Below are 19,440 nucleotides of genomic sequence, written 5' to 3'. Positions count from 1 at the left end.
CATAGCATTCGGTCTATCAGGTTGAGACTGTAGAGGGTTACCGGAAGCCCCGGAAAATCTCGGCCATTCATCAGATTTGGTTGACACAAGTCTCACCTTATATAGGATCGTGCTTGAGCGCGAAACCAGTTGCCTCCAGCGGCTATAACTGGCGTAGGAACCCCGGCGATGGCTGAACATCGGCGTAGGGTGAGACCTCCACACCCCCGCATGAGAGTGTGCAAAAATATTTCGTGCTTCAAACTCAAGGGCTACTGTCACCAGTAGCCCTTTTTCTTTGTCCTCACAAAAGCGTGTAGCGCTTGTAGGGGTGACTACAGAATTCGGAAAAAATCGTACGCTAAGCATTCAGCTTGTGAGAATGAGAATGTACTTGTGCTCGCCTAGCCACTCCAAATCGAGGCCAAAAAAAACCGCCTGAGGGGCGGTTTTCTTTTGCGGGTCTGGTTGAGAGACCTAACCTGCAGGTTCCACTAGATACAGTCACTGAGGACAACCATAAATAACGATTCCACAAGCGTCAATAAGGTTCTACAAGCGTTCACAAGAGATTTCGGGCCTAGATCGGTTGCCTGCAAGCATGGCGACAGGCCATTCCCAAGTTTGTAGGATCAGGTAGGGACAAGATCGCGGGGCCAATAAATCCAAGGGTAAGCGTTCCGGCAATACATCTTGCGGCCTATCACCAGATGCGACGGTGTTCGTATCTTTGATATACAGCAGACCCATAACGTCCCATTTAAAGTACGGGAATGTCACATGGTGCCAGTGCTTACGGCAAGTCATGTGTATTCCCGTAGTTTCGGGCTCTGCTAGAAGCTCCACTCCTCAGCCCGAACTAGCTGGCAGAACGGCCCGTCAAGAGTTGCATTGTGATGAGCAACGATGTCCTTAGCTTTCATCACTGGCGTGTCTGAACAGGTATGACCTTCGGCGACAAGTACCGCATCGAAGCCAAGATCACGAGCAGCACGGCAGGTGCTGTCGACGCAGTATTGAGTTTTCATGCCAGTGATTACCACACCGGTAGCCCCGCGAGACCGCAAATTGTCCGCCAGGTCGGTCATTTCGAAGGCGTTAGGCCGCCGCTTTTCGAATACCACCTCTCCACCCAGAAGTTTCAGTTCCTGCGCAACCATCGTCAACGGGCTGCCTGGTTCGATTGGAGATCCAGCGGGCCCGATGTGGCGCGAGAGAAAAATTGGAGCACCAGCGCTGCGTGCCTCGTCCATCAGCGTATTCACTGTTTCCAACAACTCTTCGCAGCGCCATAGTTTTTCCGGGCCGTGAACAAGCCCGACTTGGATATCGAGTATCAACAGGGCGTACATGGGTGCATCTCCTTGCGTTTGAGCCAGCGACACAAGGGCATAAAAAAGGCCCTGTCCATCGCTGGCGGGCCTTTGAAGTTCGTCTGCTATTGGCTCACGACACCTCGCACGCTCCGCTTTCAGCGGTCGTGGTGGTGGTAGTCGAAGTGAGGCAATAGTTAGTCATAGATCGACACTAGCAATATTGCAGCGATCTGACAAGCCAGAATCCTAGAGTGAGTGCTTTTGGCAGACGCCGTAGTGTAAGTCTACGGACATCAGGTCTTGTGTAACTCAGGCAGATACCCACTGATGCGGCAGCAGTTGATCAATCTCACTCGCCCGCTGCGTCGGCAACTTCGTACAAGCCGCCAATCGAGTGCAGTGCCTGTTCTGCCAACTGGCTTTTATTCGCCATGTGCAGATCGAAAAACTTGCGTCGGGCATGAGCCATACAACCAATTTCGATCATGCCTTTCTCGAAGCCGGCTTTGTAGCCAGCGAAGTCGTCGTACACCAGCTTGCCATTCCAGGAACCGAGGAAGTTACGCGCATGCTCTCCGGCACGGCTCGGGCTGAAGTCATATAACAACGAGCACCGGCATAGCCGGATCCGCTTCGTGACACCAACGGAGCGACATCGAGGACTGGATCATCAGATCCTGGCGCGGCGACATGAACTGTACGAACGGGCCAAGGAGAACAACCCGGAACGCTGGTCAGGTCAGACGCGTAACTGGGAGCCGATAGGCACGGTGATACTGAACCCGGATCGGGAGCAGCAGACTGAGAAAAGAGCGGCATAGCTGAACGGTTGACGCGACAACTACCTTGAAAAACGCCGCCTGCCGTCGCTCAAACCCTCACGCATGGCTTTGCCATGGCAAAATTTTCGCGCCCGCGAAACGCTTCACAGCTCGACGGCAAAGCGTCCTACGGCGGTGAGGCTCGCCCAGGTGCGTAGCGGCTTTGCAGCGTGAGCGCACGGGCAGCCAGCGGCTGCCGGCGCCACCCAGGCGAATAGAAAGGGGCCATTTCTCGTTGTGCCGGCTGACCAGGACCTCGCGCACCGCGCGGGCCTCGAGATAGATATCCCTGATCGGAACCTGATGACTGTAGAGGTACAGTCCAACTGGCAAGGTTTCATCAAACTCAAGGCCACCATTACACCCTGCCCCGCCAGGCATGCCATGAAAGTCGCCAGCGCATTTTCAACGCTGTGCAAACAACGCCCGATAAGCGCTGGGTGAAGTCTGATACACCCGGTTAAAGTGCTGCCGCAGTGATACCGCGCTGCCGAAGCCCGCGTGCTGCGCGATAACCTCGATAGGTTCTTGCGTTGTTTCCAGCATTCTTTGCGCGTAGGCCAGGCGCTGCCCCAGTAGCCATTGCCCAACGGTCGTGCCCGTCAATTCCCGAAATCGGCGGGTAAAGTTGCGACGGCTCATCGCGACGCGTTCGGCCAGCGTATCCAGGGAATGTGGCACGCTCAGATTTGCCACAGCCCAGTTGAGCAACTCGCCAAGGCGGTCGCCGCCGCGCGCATAATGCAGCGGCTGCTCAATGTACTGAGCCTGCCCGCCTTGCCGGTGTGGCGCGGCGACCAACCGCCTCGCTATGCGATTGGCAACTTCAGCGCCATGCCAACGGCGCACCAGGTGAAGGCAACAATCCAGCGCCGCAGCGGTTCCGGCGGACGTTACGATTAGCCCGTCATCCGCGTCCAGATACAACACGTCCGGCACCAAGGTTACCCTTGGGTATAAAGCGGCGAACCGCTCAACGCTGCTCCAATGCGTGGTGGCTTGCCGGCCGTCCAGCAAGCCGGCTTCAGCCAGCACAAATGCCCCCAGGCACAGCCCCACTACCGTCGCCCCACGCGCATGGGCAGCTCGCACCGCATCCAACATCGGTTCGGGTGGTACCTCGGCTGGGTCACGCCAGGACGGTACGATCAGCACATCGGCCTGCGCAGCATCGGCAAGGGTCAGGTCCGTTTGGATGGCAAAGCCCGTGTTAGTGCGCAGTACGCCTCCCACAGTAGGCTCTGCCGCGCAGATGTGTAGTTGGTAGGCCGGTAATCCCGCCGAGGAACGGTTTTCAAATACCAGGCACGGCACCGACAAGTGAAAAGGGCTGATTCCGTTAAACGCTAAAACAGCAATGGTTATGGATGGCATAAGGCGGATGGTCGATGAGGAATGAGGAATGAGCATCGATAGATATTGGCCCAATATCATCGAGCGATGTCCTTTGGGCCGCTAACGGCGAGCATAGCATCTCTCTAAGATTCGGGCTAAGGGTTGCAGCCACTCGCGAGCGACCAGAAACCCCACAGGAATCTGACCATGCCTACTATCCAAAAACGCGCCTTGATCGTGATCGATGTACAAAACGAATACTTCACCGGGAACCTGCCCATCGAGTACCCAAACCCGCTGGAAACCATTGCCAATATCGGCATCGCCATGGATGTGGCAAGCGCCGCCGGAATTCCGATCATGGTGGTCCAACAAACTTCGCCGGCCGGCTCGCCGCTGTTTGCCATCCATACGGATGGCTGGCAACTGCATCCGGTAGTGGCCGCGCGTGCTCATGACCACTCTGTGAGTAAGACCTTGCCCAGCGCCTATCCAGAGACCGATCTGGCGCAATGGCTTGAGAAGAACGGTATCGATACTCTTACGGTAGTTGGCTACATGACCCACAACTGCAATGCGTCCACTATCAACCACGCCTTACATAACGGTTCCAACGTTGAGTTTTTACATGACGCATCCGGCACCGTGTCGTATCGGAACCAAGCGGGTTATGCGAGTGCTGAAGATATCCATCGCGTCTTCAGCGTAGTGTTGCAATCGCGCTTTGCAGCAGTCATGTCGACCCAGGAATGGATAGATTGCGTCAAATTGGGCGTGCCCCCCGTGCGCGACAGCATTTACAAATCCAACCAGCGGGCTCGCAGAAAAGCGGAGCATGTCGCTGCATTTTCTGCCGGCCAACTCACCACGACTATGCCTTTTGAATGAGGCACTTCGATTCGAATCGTGGCCGGAAGAATTTGAGGGGCCGCTGTCGAAGATCCAAGGTGCTGAGCTGTCACCTCGATGGCGTCCTTATGGCTGGTCGCGCCCTCAGTGCGACCCTCTCCAAGAAACAAGAAACCTAGGTAACTCGTTCTCTCTCAAAACAACCCACCTGCTTATGGTCATCCGACAGTTCATAGCAGTTCAGTGAGGTTGAGCATGGAACAGAGCAACGATCCAAACGCGATTGTAATTCTCCGTAGGCCACAGGTTGAAAAGCGTACCGGCCTGACTAAGTCAGGGATCTACTTCCTGATAAACAACGGAAGCTTTCCAAGACCAGTACCACTAGGTAGGAGAGCCGTCGGTTGGATTGAGGCGGAGGTGTCAGCGTGGTTAAGCCGTAAATGTGAGCTACGACTAACGCAAGCTGTGCGCTGAGGTAACAATGAGCCTCGCCAAAGACAATGCTCTGGATGAAATATCTTGGGAGCTTAACCCCCGCTTGCTCCGCATGATGAATGACGCAACTCGTATGGAAGCTACTCAGAGAACGAAACCGGGCCCGACAGCGTTCACGACCCGTTTTCTAGTACAAGCAACGTTTCCTCATAGCGATCCTGGTATTCATTATTTTGAACGCGGTACGGAATGGCTGAAGTTGTCGATTTCGGCACCTCCACATATCGGAGTGCCGTATGGAAGCTTACCGAGATTGCTACTGGCTTGGATTTGTACCGAAGCAGTCAAAACCCAAAGCCCCGTGATAGGGCTGGGTAAATCACAGTCGGCCTTCCTTAAAAAATTGGGACTGCATAACGACGGTCGATACATCAGCAAACTTAAAGAGCAGACATTAAGGCTGGTAAGATCGATGATTTCAGTCACTGGAAGCAACAGCGGCGCAGTCACAATTGAAAATATGATTGTAGCAAAGCAAGCGTTTTTCTTTTGGGATGCTAGAGCGCTAGACTGCGAGAAATGGGAGAGCACTCTCACACTAAGTACAGACTTCTTCGATGCAATCATGAGCGCCCCGGTTCCGCTGAAAATGGAAGCGTTGCAAAGCCTGAGACATTCCCCGCTAGCTATGGATATCTACGTCTGGCTTGTCTACAGGATGTACACGTTACGGAAATCTAAAAGAACAGAAATCAAGATTCCGATCTCAAGTTTGCGTAGGCAATTTGGTGCCAATTACGCAACGGACAAGCAAGGCGCTCGTGATTTCAAGAAAATTTTTATTAGGCGTCTCGACGAAGCCCTGTTGTTCTACCCAGAGGCCCGCCCCCATGTGGAGATCTACCGTGAGCACGTCAAACTGACTCCCGCCCAGCTACATATACCACCGGATAAAAATGCAGCCCTAGCGCATACGAAATAGCAGTTCAGATGATGGCGTCTGACGATCCGCTTGCAGGAGCTATCAATGTGTCCACCTCAATGAGATGGACACATTGCGCCGACTACCGGGACGACACTTACACCAATGGGACTCGCTTGCCCATGTACTGAAGTCCATCCGGAGTACCCACCACCTTCAGTGCATTTTTGTATCCGAAAAACTCCCCGGGACCATCGCCCACAGGAATAGAGTCGAGGCCGTTTACCACTGCGGTATGCTCACCGAAGCATAGGAACCGAGGCGCATAGGGTGTAGCTCCGTCGGACACGTAAAGCACGGGCGAGCGCTGGTCTCGACTCTGTCGCCAAGAGAAGTACGAGCGGACTACGCCTGCAAGCACCTCGCTGGCCGGATCGTTTCTTGAGAAGAGAACGACGTATGGGCGCCACCGACTTTCGTGCTCGCTCGACACCCCGAGCCCGAAATTGCGACTATCCAATGCCTTAATAAGGTCAAGTACGATGTCCTTTGATTCCTTATGAAGTTCTGGCGGACATGCACCGATTGCAGAGGTCTGCCGCGCAGCATCTTCGCTTATCCATAGTGGCCATGATTTTCCTAAGGCGAGTTGGAATGCAGCTTCTTTCACCGAATAGAACGGGATGGCCTCGAAATCTTTTGAGTTATGTACCTGATTACGCGATTTGGCGTTCTCGTAAGCGCTAACTTCCAGCCCTGCTTCCCACCCACTCTGTTGCAGCGCGGTCTGTAGATCTTTCGGCAGTACATCGGTGATCGCTTTGGCCCACCACCTGGCTTCGGTGCTAAGCGATACTGGTAGATTCCGGTCGCGCAAGTCTAAAGAACGGAACCCTTCAAGCACCTCCTCAACCCCAAGCTTCTTAATTCCATCGAAGATGAACGTGTCCTGAATTGAGGGAGCCTCTGTCTCCACAAGGATTAGACCTGGCAGTTTTTTGAGGCTCATTTGCTCAAGAAAAAGAACCAGAGCCGGAAGCACCGAATGTATCTGCCCGCCAGTGAACACTACGGGGCCGTTCTCCGTATATTCAAGGTTCAACCGATACAGCGCATTTAGCACATCCTGGTGCGTATCGTTGCGGCCAAGAATCGTCCAGAAAGGCGCTTCTTTATCCATGCCAAGGCGGTGAGCTAGGTTTTCGACATCAGCGAGCGAACGGAACCCGCGCGAAACGGCCACTGCATGTTGGCAAACCTTGAGCGGGTACTCTGTTCCAAATACGAGTTGGGAGTGCTTTTGAAGACGTTTGGCATCGCGCTTTAACGCCGATACGTTACGAATGACAGACGCGGTGAGACTGCGAATCAAAGAAATCGCCATATTTCGCCCCTTGATGCCCACTACGGGCACCTTACGGTGGTAAAAATCGGCTCGCAGTGAAAAAAATTTCAACTATGCAGAGCCATCAGGACAGCAGTGCGTCCCTCTCGGGTTTCAATGCGCCGCACTAGCGCAACGACGACGGTAGCTCACTTTTTTTGGACGAATGCAAGACTTGAGCGTCTGTAAAGGCACTTTGGTTGATCTGCCCAAACACGCCCCCCCCGCTCCAGAATCGTGCGCGTGAAATCGCTCCCAAAATACGTATCTGACCGCAGCCAGTAATCGCTGGGAAAAGCAGGACTTATCCACAACGGACAACGTGAAATCGATCCCGGCAGAGCGTGATATCGGTCCCGAAGGACGTGAAATCGCTCCCACCCTATCTCGGTCGACGGCGCTGGAGCCCTTAGATTTCAAGGGCTTCAGCCCACCCACCGCCCCCTCTTGTAACTTTCTTTTAGTTTTTTCGGATAGAAAAAACAAGTAGCCGCAGTACGAGACAGAAAGACCTGACACAGAGCTCCGCCCTCATACCGAACACGTACTCAACCGAGCGTAACCTGGGTCGCGACAGCTGCGCAGTGCGCACAGTGACAACGAGGTCGCGACTCCTACAAATCGTTGATGGTGATGAGCTAACTGAAAGTGATCCCCTCACTGCCAAAAAAACTCGAATATCTTGTACGTAAATGCCTGTTGCTCTTGAGCACGCCCCTTACCTACGTTGAAGAGCTGACTACGCCCGTACCTTCGACAGATCAGTGGCTTTTAGCTATCGTCATTAAGCAAAACCTGCCCGGCCAGCCCGTTATTACAATCTTTAGTTACTCAACAAACATGGAGTAGTTATGAGATTAAAATCGTTAAAAATCAAAAACTTCAGATCATACCAAGAACAAAAAGAAATAACATTTAATGATATGACCGCGCTAATTGGTCGAAACGACGTTGGAAAAACAACCATATTAGATGCCTTAGGTATATTTTTCGGCCATAAGTTATGCAAGTATGAACCTGGAGACAAGTGCGTATATGCTGGCGAGAATGAAGATGTTGCAATAACCTGCACCTTCGACGAGCTGCCAGACGAACTTGTATTAGATGCTACTTCTACTACAAGCTTGGCAGGAGAGTACTTGCTGACAGCAGAGGGCACACTTTCTCTATCGAGAGTATTCAGCAAGGGTAAAGGTGCTGGGGCTTTTGTAGCTACATGCTTGCATCCGTCAGCCAAAAACGCGAAGGGCATTCTACTTAAGAAAAATGAAGAACTCAAATCCCTAGCGCAATCCCTGAACATCCAAGCCGAAGACAATAGATCCAATGTTAGCCTGAGGTCGGCAATTTACATAGCAACTGGCGACCTCAAATTAAAAGAGCAAAACGTATCGCTAAACAAAGAAGATGGGAAGGAAATATTAGAAAAAATCCAGAATCACCTCCCTCACTTCGCTCTTTTTAGAGCTGACAGACCTAGCACTGACGAAGAATCTGAAGTTCAAGATCCCATGAAAGTAGCAATATCTCAGGCGCTTGAAGATATTGCACCTCAGCTCGAAGCTGTTAAAGATCAGGTAAGAGACAGAGCGCTAGCAGTTGCCAACAACACACTCAGCCACCTTAGTGATCTCGACCCTGAACTGGCTCTATCGTTAACCCCTGAATTCAAAGCTGACCCCAAGTGGGAGGGAATATTTAAATTATCCCTTGCGGGCGAGGATAACATTCCAATCAACAAACGAGGAAGCGGAGTTAGGCGCCTAGTCTTAATTAGCTTTTTCAAGGCCGAAGCAGAAAGAATAAAACGCGAGTACCGAGACCGGGGAGTTATTTATGCAATCGAAGAACCGGAGACATCACAGCACCCTGACAAGCAGAGATTACTTGTTGAAGCATTTTCGGAGATGGCGGAAAAAAAGGGCTGTCAGATAATAATTACAACACACGTACCGGCACTTGCCGAACAGCTACCAGTTGAGACCCTCAGGCACATTTATCGAGATCATGAAGGCGAAATAACAATAAGTTCTAGTTCAGACGGAATGTATCGCTCTATCGCAAAAGACTTGGGCGTATTACCTGACAGCAGAGCACAGGTTATTGTCTGTGTAGAGGGTCCCAATGATATTGCTTTTTTTAAAAACCTTTCGTCATCGCTTGCTTCTGAAGGAGTCGTTGTACCCGACTTCGATAATGACCCAAGGATAGTACTGCTACCACTAGGGGGAGATACACTTCGAGACTGGGTTAATGGGCATTACCTAAAAAATATCGGCAAACCAGAGGTCCATATATATGACCGAGACACCAACACCCCACCAAAGTATCAAGCTACCGCCGATGCAGTAAACGCACGAAACGATGGCTCTATTGCATTTATCACGAGCAAACGTGAAGCAGAAAACTATCTGCACGTAGATGCGATCCAAGAGAGCCTAAACATACGAATACAGTTCACTGATACCTGCGACGTGCCCACCTTAGTGGGGAACGCTATAGGAGTAAACGATAGAACGGCAAAGCGGAGGTTGAACAAGAATACAGCTAAACACATGACGATGCAGCGCTTAGCTGAGCAAGATCCCCATAGCGAAATACTTGGTTGGTTTGGGGCCATCATGGACCGCTGCCGTTAGACCGTCGATGAACGCAGGGCGAGTCAAGGGGTTGGTGCGGCCCACAGCACCGAAGGGGCGAGGACTCGGCCCCTTGACGCGTTCGAAGCTAATAGCCTTCGCTAGGGGGACAGGGAACGCTTCTATCCCTGGCTCCCGACGCCACGCGGGCGAGTGTGGGGAGTCCAGAGGGGCAAAGCCCCTATGGGGCGCATCGGAAACCACGCGAAATTCTAAAGGTTGATCAACCTTCTCCAGTAAAAAGCACTCTGTTTTTTGTGTAGGGCCTAGTTAATTTACAAAACAACCAAAAATTCCTGCGCATATACCACCTTGTGAATAGTGTTACCAGTGTGGTGACATTGTGCTAACTAGCTGGTAATTATGTAGTAAATAGCGTGTTAATAGTATGGCAACAGTATGGTAGTAACATGGCAACTGCGGGGCGAGACTGTGTTTACATAGCGGCAACTCTGTAGCTTTATAGTGTCAGCATTGTGTAGGAATATTCTGCTTTCTAGGCATCTAGCTATATTTGCCCATATAGAAACTCTAAGTTACCTTCTCCGTGGTGAGTCATGATGATTGATTGAGGACAGGGTGTGGTTTGAGCTACCGCGCACTTCGTGCTGGTATCTCACCGGGGTTCTTCCTCGCTTCGCTCGTCATCGCCCCTAACCTGCCCTGCTCAGGGCTGCGCCCCGAGACCCCTGCCGCTGTGCGGCCACTAGAAGCGGAGTTTGTTATGGCCTCAAATGGTCGTTCTGGTTCGAATATAAGGAAGCGGACTGTGGTCGTTCATACTCGCTGTCTGCCCGAAGAGGCAGACGCGCTGAAAGCTAAAGCCGAGGATGCAGGCATATCGTTGTCGATGTTTATTCGTTGTGCGGGATTGAGTCGCCGTATACGAAACCAATCAGACCGAATTATCTGTGCAGACATAAAGACGTTTGCCGCCCAATTGCGTAGTTTAGGCGGCTTGCAAAAAGAGCTATTTAATAGCAGTGGTGGTGCGTATTCACAGCAGACGTCGGAGATATTGATTGCGTTTAAGCATGCCGTTGACGAGGCGGCATTGGCTCTCAAACGCATAGCTCCAGACGTTGAGGAAGCGGATAGCGATGATCGCTAAAATTGGCGGCCGTCGAAGCGATGGGAAGACAAGTTTTCGTAGTCTGTCTAAGTACATAAACAGTCTTCGACATGGTGTTGATCCTGAGACTGGAGAAGTTACAGTTGGGGCAGTAGCAGTGCAAACAAACTGCCTTTCTGAGGACACAGCGTGGATTGAAATGTGGGGTACTTCTGTTCGTAGTACGCGCACGAAAGACCCGGTAATGCACCTTGTTCTGAGCTGGTCAGTAGGAGAGAACCCAACCGACGATCAAGCTTTTGATGCGGGTAAATTTGCGCTCGCCGCTATTGGGCTTGACGGCCACGAGTATCTGTCGGCCGTACACCGTGATACTGACAATGCACACTTGCATATCATGGTGAATAAGGTTCACCCGGATACGCACAGAGTACCGAGAATGTCGTTTTCGAAATTCACCTTAGATAAGGCAATGCGACAGATCGAAATTGACCAAGGGTGGAAACACGATAATGGGCCTTTTTCTGTCAAAGAGGTTGACGGTAAGAAGTCTATAGATTGGACCCATACGAGTGCAGCAAGCCGGCTTAAGGCTCGGGAAGGGACACGCGCAGATCTGCCAGAGAAGGCCCGGCAGTTTGAGGTTCACAGCGGCAATGAGTCGTTAGCAGGCTATGCCAAAGGCCAGCCCAAAAATGATGCTGGGACGCTAATGAAATCCGCCAAGGCATCGTGGCAGACGTTGCATACCATACTAGCCAGTCATGGACTTGAGTTAAGGCCAGCAAATGAGCGAAACAACGCTTTCTATGTGGCGTCGGTACGTGATCCCGCTCAAGCTCCGATCAAGGCATCTGACATGGGGTTGGGAGGGGGGAAACTTATAAAGCAGCTTGGCCCATATGAGCCACTTGAAACCAGGTATTTTGACCGGGAAGCGGTAGAGAATCAGACCTATAGCAAGCATCGCCCATTGCGTGATCCAACTAAGCGTGCCGAAAACCGCGAGAAGCGCGCCAAAGAACGCGCAGAGCTGCGCGGAAAATATGAAGGTTTTGTCGTTGAGTGGAAGGCCATGAAAGCCCCGGCTAAGGCTGAGCTAGCCAACACCCAGAAATTGCGGCGTAAAGCTCTCACTGATCGACTTAGGGCAGAACGGGAAGCCATCCGTCGAAGTGGGCTAGACGGCAATCATCGCAGAGCACTTCTATCGGTCGCAGCGTTTACTGCTGCGACCAAACGAGACGAATTAAAAGTCATATTTAAGGCTGAAAATGCCAGTCTACGAAAAGAGAAATATTCATCTTATCGGGACTGGGTGGCGGATCGTGCAGAGGCTGGCGATCTGGCAGCCATATCGCAGCTTCGGGGCTTTGCCCACGCAGACAAGCGGAAGGGCAAGCATCCTCAAGAGCCAGACATTGCGAACGCACAGCGGGCATATTTTTCAGCTTTTTCGGATAGTGATCTTGACCCGGTGTGGCCTACGAGGCTTTCGGAGCGCGTTACATGGGCTGTCGATCGTTCTACAGGTTCGGTGAACTATTTGATTAATAACCGCCTGGCTTTCCGAGATGAAGGGCGGCGTATCACCCTCAACAATGACAGCCACAACGATGCGGACAGCATCGAGATGGGGCTGCTTCTTGCGAAAGAAAAATTCGGCGCTGTAGTCGTGCATGGCGATCAAGAATTCTGGGATCGTGTACTTGCGGTGGCAGCTGAGCGGCGGCTAGACGTACGGTTTGCCGATCCTGAGCTTGAGCAACGACGTAAGGACGCTATCAAGGCCGATATAGACCAAAAGCGGCAGCGTGTTGTGGAAGATCAAAAGCAGGTCGATGTTTTGCGGACGCAGGCGGAGGCCAAGATAGCCACCCAGCAGCCCGGAATGCTGCGAGACGCGGCAAAACAAGTTTTATCAGCAAGGGTGCCGGTCCGGCCAGTCCGTGACTATGTAGAGATGGAAGCAATCGATGCCGAGATAATACGGTATCGGTCTAAGCTGGATTGTACATTCCGGGAGTCGTTGGGCGAACGTCCAGACCCGGAGAAGGCGGGCGGCTTTATTGGTCGACATATGGCGAAAGGCAAGGCCATGCAGTGGGACGAAGATTTTGACAAGAATGTGACCCGCCCATTGGCGGTGCGGCGCGAGCACTTAAATAGCAATCATCCCGATGCCGTTAAGTTTAGAGATGATGCTTGGAACCGGGCGATCATAGAACACGATTCATCGGTCATTGATTGGACAGAGATGCGCGATTATGCGAGGCAGACACTGATGGATTTTCACCTAGATAGCGAGCCTCCACCGAGCCAGCACGATCAGCGAGCCACTCGACAAGCCGAGGCTCAGCGATTGCAGCAGCGACAGGAAGAGCAGGAGCGCGAGCGTCAGAACTCACTCGACCGAGACACGCCGGACTTGGATATTTGAGGGCTGGATCATGTTAGAAAGAATGAAGTATGCATGGCGGTTCGACCCGGACGCGCAGGAGTTCCACGCTGTTCTGCCGCTCATGGTGCGGAACGATCCCGGCGCGTATTACGTCATCCGGGACGGTCTCGGTGATTTATGGGTGCACGATCCCTGGGGTCGTGAGTGCCCGGCACATTTTGAATATGTAGAGGTATACGGTATGACATTCGATAGAGAGCAGTTCGACCCGGAAAGGGTAGATGGTCAGCGCACGACCAAAGAGCCGCCCTTACGGTCGTTGTTTTCGCTGCTGCCTGAACAGGTTGATGAACTGCGGGCAGAGATGAGGCGGGATGGTCAGTGGATGCGCGAGCAACTGAACACCCGTCGTGGTAGCTAAGCAATGCCGTCGTTTTCGTTGGAGAGCTTACTGCGCGCTTGTAAGGCCTTGTAGCGTTCTACGAGGGAGCGGTAAGCACACTCAAGTGGGGAGCCGAGCTGATCGAGGTTAGACATTATGGGCAGCCCCTCTTCTGGCGCAGGTAGGTCCATTGCAGGCGGGCGACCGCGCCCTCGTGGTGGTCGCTCCACTCCGGCCTTTTCCAAGGCTCGTGTGAATGCGTCCAGGGCCGACCAGATGGCGGCCTTTTGCACCTCATTGGCGGCGGGTGCGCTCTCAGCCAGCGCCGCCGCCGCATAGCGCAGTGTGAGCGGCAAGGCATCCAGCGAAGCCTCAAGTTGCTTGCGTCTGAATCCAGCATCGTGAGACTTCTTCCACGCTTTCCACTCCCCTATTTCAACCTCTGTCAGTAACCGAACAGCATGCTCCGGTAGCTCGGTGTCCCATCGACTAATCGTGCAGACGTAGCTTTGCTTTTGATTGCCGCCTTTTGTCGTTTCATTCAGGAGGCGAAAACAAGTCACAGGGTTGCCGATGTACTGGATGCCTAGTGTTTTGCTGTCCTGGTACTTGAGCTTAAATCTCAATTTTGCCATCTCTGCTAACAAGTTCTGGAATACCCTGAGTCTAAGTTATGCCCAATTTTTAATAAACATCATTGTGATCGCTTTTTTAGCGTCTATTCGCGTTGCTGAAAATATATTTAAACCAATAAAATCATAGAGTTAATTAGGCGTTTTCTAAAAGTTATGGACTATAGTCCATGTGCGAATTTGGCCCGTATTTTAAAGGAGGTTTTTGACCTATAGACTTAATTGTAAATATCCCATGAGGCTTTACAAATGGCAGGCATGCCCTTTTCACCGTGCGGCACTACGGACGGCGCGAGCAGTTGCTCAGACGCAAGTGTTGGAGTGCTTCAAGCGGTCTTTGGGCCGGTCATTGACTCTTTGGCACAAGGCAGCGACCCGGAAACCGTTACTGCCAGCTCTAACGTGCTGGCCTCGATGTTCGTGCAATACAACTCGGGCCTGATGGTGCTGGCCTCCTTATTCGTTTCGTATATCGCCATTGTCGGCGTCGCGAACACGGCCAATGAAGGCGAAGCGATGGGCAAGGCATGGAGCACGCTTTGGACTCCCTTACGTATCGTGTTCGGCGGCGGGGCGTTACTGCCCGCATCAAGCGGCTATTCATTTATCCAGATCATCGTGCTGACGATTGGACTTTGGGGCATTGGCTTTGCCAACGGTGTGTTTAAAGCCGGTGTTGAAAACGGGATCGTTAACGGCTCACTCAGTAGTGTCAGCAGTCAGCTTGGGTTTGGCAGCGGCGCGAAGCCTAACCCCAACTATCCGTTGTACGATATTCGCCAGTTCGGCCAAGCCTATTTGGCGTCGAGCTGGTGCGCTCGGTCGCTGAATGCCATTTATGGCTCGCTTGACCAGCCTACTGCTGTACAGGCGCTTTCCACGCCTGACTCCAAGGTGGATGACGGCATAGGCCGACAGGCTGCGACCTATCTCGTCAAGGATCGCAATGCGGCCACCAACCTTGGCGGTGGCACCCCAATTTGTGGGTCGATCAAGGTCTATAGCTTTACCGCTCCTGCGGAGCTGGTGACAACCTCGACCTCTACGGGTTCTATTTTCGACCCCGCTACGATCACCAGTAACAAAGCCGCGATGCAGGCGGTACGCCATGCCGCTCTTAACGCCAAAATAGTCGCCATGAACAAGGTGATGGCCGATATTGATGCATGGGTGAACACCTGGCCCAGCGACCTAACTCAGACTGGCTGGGACACCGTTAACAGTGATCGCTTCAACACCATTATCAATCAAGCCCAAAATACGCTTACTCAAAATCTAACCTCGCAATTGACGAACGATACGACGTTACAACAAATAATGGCGAAGTACGTCGATGACGTGACTAAAGACGGCTGGGCGATGGCTGGGGGCTTTTATCAGCGCCTTTCTGGTATTCGGCAAGAGATGGGGGCTATGTTTGCGGAGCCTGTCGCGATTGCAACACAGCCGAACCTCAACATGCTGCCTAAAGACGCGGCGGGCCAGTTGGCATTAAACAGTTATCAGACGGTGTACCAGGCGATTATTAGTAAGTCGCTTGATGGTTCAAGCTACAAGCAGCCCGTAACGCCCAATGCAGCAGACATTAAAGCAGCTTTAGCTCCGGCATCGCTGGATGATTTGAATATCGACACCTTGGGTAGTCGTGGCGACAGCATCATGAGCAACTTTATCGGCTGGGGTATGGAGCGAGTCACGGCCACGTTAATTGGTACGGATGGCGACGTTGATGCAATTGCCCGAATCAAGACGACTGGCGATATTCTGGCACTCATGCAGGCATCCGCTATAGCAACAAATCGCATCGTGCATACCGCTCTATCAGGCGCTAAAGCAGTAGCTGCTGGGGTTGGCTCAGTATCGTTTTTCGGAACTAGTATTGATGCAACCCCGCTGGCTGATACATTGCTTGAATGGGTAATCTATAATTTCTTAATGCCACTCGTTGAAGTCGCTAGTTGGGTCGGAGTATTAGCGTTTTACTTCGGTGTTTTTCTGCCATCCCTGCCCTATACCATTTTCATTATTGCCGTGGTCGGATGGGTTCTTGGCGTTCTGCAATCAGTTGTGGCCGCGCCACTTTGGGCGCTGATGCATATGACGCCTGAGCGTTCGTTTGTCGGTTCGCAGACCCAAGGTTATTTAATGTTGTTGTCGCTGTTTGCTCGACCTGTGCTGATTGTTTTCGGTTTGTTTGCAGCGATGGCAATAGCAAATCCGATTCTGCTGTATATCAGTAAAGCATTTTGGGCGATGCACGCGGCCAACGTGACAAGTGCGGAATCTTTGGGTTGGTTTGTTGAGTTCTTCCAATGGCGCAACTGGCTCATCATGTACGGCCTGTTATTGCTGCCTGTCATCTACATGATCTTTGGGCTTTCGCAGACGTTGCCGGATGTGGTCTTGAAATGGATCGGCATCGGCATCGACTCTATGGGGTCTACGCAGGCCACGGGTGAGATGCGCTCTTACACAGAGAAATATGGCCCAAGCGGCTTGGGCGGCGGCGGTGGCGGGAGAAAGCCAATTCCCGGTGGAGGCACGTCAGGCCTTCAACACGAAGGCAGCGATAGCGGTGGCGGTCGTGGCGGTAGCCCGAGCAGTGCACCTAAGGTGCTCAGTTTCGGCCCACAGGGGGTTGCCCCGTCCGGGGCTGCTGATGAAGGGCCTAGCGGATTCGGTGGAGGGTCGCCATCCTTTGCTTCGTCGAAGCCTAATGGCCGAGATAGCAATGCAAACAATGACAATCCGATAATTATTTAAGGGACTAGAACTATGTCTTATGACTTTAACGCTGAAACCACTGGGGTCGTTATTGGCCGCAGACAGGGATATCAAAAGGGCCGTGACGAAGGTTATGACGCAGGGTTTGAAGATTCGAATAGCCAATGGATTGAGGTAAACAATAAATGGAAGGCGGGCTATGCGGCGTTGCAGAAAGAGAACGCGCAACTAAGGGAAACAATCCAAGAAGCAAATTATGCGCTAGCCAGCCTTTCCATTATTTCTATGAGCACAATGGAAACGTTAAAAAATGCTCCACAAGCTACGATCACTAAACTTGTTTTGCATTACTCCAATCTGTCTAAAAATTGGTTAGATGGTAAATATATCCGTGAGCTACCTGCTAATGAACCTGTGCTTCAACAGCATTCGCCACACATTGTATCTGTCATGCAAAAGTGGTGGGATCAGACGTTAGAAGCCACGAAGCCAGCAACCCAAAATAACAAGAATGACAGCGTCCCGTCGCCGTAATGATCCGGCCCGGAAGGGCCGGTAATTTGTACCACTGACCCGGAGGTCGGAACCATGAAGCAAGGATGTAAGGTAGAAGAAACCCCCTCTCAGGACATCATGGCGGTGCTTATCGCTGTAGCTGAAAAAGTTCTGACTAATACTGTGAAACGTCGCCGCCGTGCGCGTAAGGTGCTTTGAAATGACGATTTTTAACACTGCAAAAAAAGCTGCAAAATTCACGTTCGTTTCTATGCCTCTTTCGATCTTCGGATGGCGCAATATCTCGTCGAACCACCAACATTTGAAAGACTTGATGAACACGATGAGAAACCCGCATTGCCCGATGTGCGACAAGGGTGTGATGTTTGTTCACAAGGACGCAGAGCCAGACGAAAACGCGCTTTATCCGTGGACTTGTTCGGATGGTTGTGGCTTCGGGGTTTTTACCCAGCGAGATCAAGATTCAATCAATAAGGTACTGTTTCCGCTCATCACTAAAAAGGGGCGTGCCCAACTCAATGGCATGAGTGAAGAAGAGCAGACGGGCCTAATCAAGTCGCACACGCGACAATCGCGTATGTTCTGGGTGTTTGCCGCGCTCTGCCCGCTTATCGCTTTGTACAGCCTTGCAACAGGTAGTGTGGCTCTAACTTGCATCAGCATTTTGTCGATGACACTGCCCTTCTCGATCCTTGCTATCAAATGGAGCTATCGGGCTTGGCAGGTGCGCACCGGCACGCTGTATGTCGAGGGTGCATTTAAGCAGTTTGTGAAGCGGGGCCTTTGGATTCCGGGAGTGGAAATATGATCGCTCACAGATTTGTTGAGGGCGAGCTGGTGATCGAGGATGCAGACTACCGGGCGGCGCTGGAATATGCGGCGGATCAATTCTTGGCTCGTGAGGAGTTGGCCCAGAAGGAAACAGCCCGTAGGGATGGTTTCAACCGCTCCGCTAGGGCCATAGGGGCTTTGCCCCTCTGGACACCCCAGATCTGCCTTGCGACGCGGCGGGAAGCTGACGGGAAGAGCACCCATCAGCTCCCTTTGCAGAGGCTGGGGTCGTTCCAGCCGCATCAAGGGTGAAGGCTTCGCCCCGGCGCTCCGTTCATCGGGCAGGCCCGATGAGCCGGTGCGGCGGCCCTTGACCCGGCTATCCACTTTATTCACGCAGAAACGCAAACAATTGATGAATGAGCTTTGGGCCTACAGCGCGCTATGGTGGATTTTCTCGATTCCCCGGTTCAGACCCCATCGCCGCGGTTTCTATTTATCCACGCAGAAACACAAAGAATTTATGGAAATGAGCTAGGGATAGCTCATGCTTGAGCGATAGCGTTCATGATAACTAACCAAGGGGGCGATTAACGAATCTTGATCGGGCATGCGCTAATCGAGGCGGTGTAGCTGCGTTGCACTCGGTCTTGGAAATTCAGGTTGCGCAGGCCCTGCTCCACCAAATGGGCATCGACTGACAGTGGATCAAGCCACGATCCGGAGAGCATTTGATATAGCACTTTGATGCGTCATATGCCTTGCAGATAGCTACTGGCGTTGCCATATTGCATATGTCAGACATGTGTAGGAGTAACGTTATGCGCACTGTCTCAATTTTCAAGAACGGTAAGAATCAAGCAATCCGCTTTCCCACTGACATGGCTTATGAGGGTGTCGGGGAACTGGAGATTACGCGCAGCGGTGACACTATTACCTTGCGCCCCGTGATTACCTTGCACCCCGTGCGTCCGAGCTGGTTGTCGCTGGCTGAATTGCCCAAGGCTGATGCGGATTTTCTGCACGAGCGTCCGAGCGTTGTCAGCGATGAAGGAAGGTTCAATCTGTGACCACGTACAGATACTTGCATTTGCTCTTTCATAATGCGCGAGCGCCCAGAGTCTGTTTTGCAGCGATTAGCCGCAGAGGTTGCGCGGAATAATCGGATCGTAATTTCTGCGATTACCTACGCCGAAATGCAGTAAGCGACCAAGCTGGCTGGCAACACAGTAAGTGCCAAGATCTGAAGGAAAATCGTA

At 52.2% G+C, this 19,440-nt stretch carries 15 protein-coding genes and 4 pseudogenes; 13 read left to right on the top strand and 6 right to left on the bottom strand.

The window, feature by feature from the left end; translation table 11 throughout:
• Positions 1-812 precede the first annotated feature (812 nt).
• Positions 813-1,331 (bottom strand): cysteine hydrolase family protein, encoded by a 519-nt coding sequence (locus AB4O41_RS21740; RefSeq protein WP_095162380.1) that lies wholly within the window; start codon positions 1,329-1,331, stop codon positions 813-815.
• Between the two features lie 334 nt (positions 1,332-1,665).
• A pseudogene (locus AB4O41_RS21735) lies at positions 1,666-1,905 on the bottom strand (IS66 family transposase); the annotation flags it as partial.
• Between AB4O41_RS21735 and AB4O41_RS21730 the strand changes: the two are divergent.
• Positions 1,886-2,116: pseudogene (locus AB4O41_RS21730) on the top strand (IS3 family transposase); the annotation flags it as partial. The pseudogenes AB4O41_RS21735 and AB4O41_RS21730 sit on opposite strands and share 20 nt — an antisense overlap.
• 104 nt (positions 2,117-2,220) lie before the next feature.
• Here the strand turns inward: AB4O41_RS21730 and AB4O41_RS21725 are convergent.
• Positions 2,221-2,437: pseudogene (locus AB4O41_RS21725) on the bottom strand (hypothetical protein).
• Positions 2,438-2,521: 84 nt separating this feature from the next.
• Positions 2,522-3,490, bottom strand: coding sequence for a GlxA family transcriptional regulator (locus AB4O41_RS21720; RefSeq protein ID WP_310396384.1), 969 nt, complete (start codon positions 3,488-3,490; stop codon positions 2,522-2,524).
• Positions 3,491-3,658: 168 nt separating this feature from the next.
• Between AB4O41_RS21720 and AB4O41_RS21715 the strand changes: the two genes are divergently transcribed.
• The 3 genes from AB4O41_RS21715 to AB4O41_RS21705 all read left to right on the top strand — a co-directional run bounded on the left by AB4O41_RS21715 (position 3,659) and on the right by AB4O41_RS21705 (position 5,720).
• Positions 3,659-4,339, top strand: coding sequence for a cysteine hydrolase family protein (locus tag AB4O41_RS21715; RefSeq protein ID WP_095162376.1), 681 nt, complete (start codon positions 3,659-3,661; stop codon positions 4,337-4,339).
• Positions 4,340-4,555: 216 nt separating this feature from the next.
• Positions 4,556-4,777 carry an AlpA family phage regulatory protein gene (locus AB4O41_RS21710; RefSeq protein WP_076029791.1) on the top strand — a complete coding sequence of 74 codons (222 nt, stop codon included), beginning with the start codon at positions 4,556-4,558 and terminating at the stop codon, positions 4,775-4,777.
• Between the two features lie 7 nt (positions 4,778-4,784).
• Positions 4,785-5,720: a replication protein RepA gene (locus AB4O41_RS21705; RefSeq protein ID WP_177014874.1), complete on the top strand. Its 936-nt coding sequence runs from the start codon at positions 4,785-4,787 to the stop codon at positions 5,718-5,720.
• Positions 5,721-5,817: 97 nt separating this feature from the next.
• On the opposite strand, the gene AB4O41_RS21700 is transcribed toward AB4O41_RS21705, so the two are convergent.
• Positions 5,818-7,044 carry a hypothetical protein gene (locus AB4O41_RS21700; RefSeq protein WP_095162372.1) on the bottom strand — a complete coding sequence of 409 codons (1,227 nt, stop codon included), beginning with the start codon at positions 7,042-7,044 and terminating at the stop codon, positions 5,818-5,820.
• Positions 7,045-7,895: 851 nt separating this feature from the next.
• Here AB4O41_RS21700 and AB4O41_RS21695 point away from each other — a divergent pair.
• From AB4O41_RS21695 to AB4O41_RS21680, 4 genes are all read left to right on the top strand, one after another.
• Positions 7,896-9,683, top strand: coding sequence for an ATP-binding protein (locus AB4O41_RS21695; protein ID WP_095162370.1), 1,788 nt, complete (start codon positions 7,896-7,898; stop codon positions 9,681-9,683).
• A 769-nt stretch (positions 9,684-10,452) separates the two neighbouring features.
• Entirely contained in the window at positions 10,453-10,794 is a 342-nt protein-coding gene (mobA, locus tag AB4O41_RS21690) for a plasmid mobilization protein MobA (RefSeq protein ID WP_095162368.1), read from the top strand.
• Positions 10,784-13,195 carry a TraI/MobA(P) family conjugative relaxase gene (gene traI / locus AB4O41_RS21685; RefSeq protein ID WP_460144660.1) on the top strand — a complete coding sequence of 804 codons (2,412 nt, stop codon included), beginning with the start codon at positions 10,784-10,786 and terminating at the stop codon, positions 13,193-13,195. Before mobA ends, traI begins: the two co-directional genes overlap by 11 nt.
• A 22-nt stretch (positions 13,196-13,217) precedes the next feature.
• Positions 13,218-13,577: a hypothetical protein gene (locus AB4O41_RS21680; RefSeq protein ID WP_460144658.1), complete on the top strand. Its 360-nt coding sequence runs from the start codon at positions 13,218-13,220 to the stop codon at positions 13,575-13,577.
• On the opposite strand, the gene AB4O41_RS21675 is transcribed toward AB4O41_RS21680, so the two are convergent.
• Positions 13,574-14,173, bottom strand: a complete 600-nt coding sequence (locus AB4O41_RS21675; RefSeq protein ID WP_460144657.1) for a hypothetical protein — start codon at positions 14,171-14,173, stop codon at positions 13,574-13,576. The genes AB4O41_RS21680 and AB4O41_RS21675 overlap by 4 nt on opposite strands.
• Before the next feature lie 318 nt (positions 14,174-14,491).
• Between AB4O41_RS21675 and AB4O41_RS21670 the strand changes: the two genes are divergently transcribed.
• The 5 genes and pseudogenes from AB4O41_RS21670 to AB4O41_RS21650 all read left to right on the top strand — a co-directional run.
• On the top strand, positions 14,492-16,933 hold the full coding sequence (locus AB4O41_RS21670) for a DotA/TraY family protein (RefSeq protein ID WP_256584545.1): 2,442 nt from the start codon (positions 14,492-14,494) through the stop codon (positions 16,931-16,933).
• Positions 16,934-16,945: 12 nt separating this feature from the next.
• Positions 16,946-17,428 (top strand): FliH/SctL family protein, encoded by a 483-nt coding sequence (locus tag AB4O41_RS21665; protein WP_095162360.1) that lies wholly within the window; start codon positions 16,946-16,948, stop codon positions 17,426-17,428.
• 181 nt (positions 17,429-17,609) lie between these two features.
• The gene (locus AB4O41_RS21660) at positions 17,610-18,218 is read left to right on the top strand and encodes a hypothetical protein (protein ID WP_460144655.1); all 609 of its coding nucleotides are present in this window, start codon (positions 17,610-17,612) and stop codon (positions 18,216-18,218) included.
• Between the two features lie 784 nt (positions 18,219-19,002).
• The gene (vapB, locus tag AB4O41_RS21655; protein WP_095162355.1) at positions 19,003-19,251 is read left to right on the top strand and encodes a type II toxin-antitoxin system VapB family antitoxin; all 249 of its coding nucleotides are present in this window, start codon (positions 19,003-19,005) and stop codon (positions 19,249-19,251) included.
• Between the two features lie 33 nt (positions 19,252-19,284).
• A pseudogene (locus tag AB4O41_RS21650) lies at positions 19,285-19,383 on the top strand (VapC toxin family PIN domain ribonuclease); the annotation flags it as partial.
• Positions 19,384-19,440 lie beyond the last annotated feature (57 nt).

Source organism: Pseudomonas sp. S2_A02 (assembly GCF_054668495.1).
Note: the sequence above shows the minus strand (reverse complement) of the source record. Positions and strands in the feature narration are given on the sequence as shown.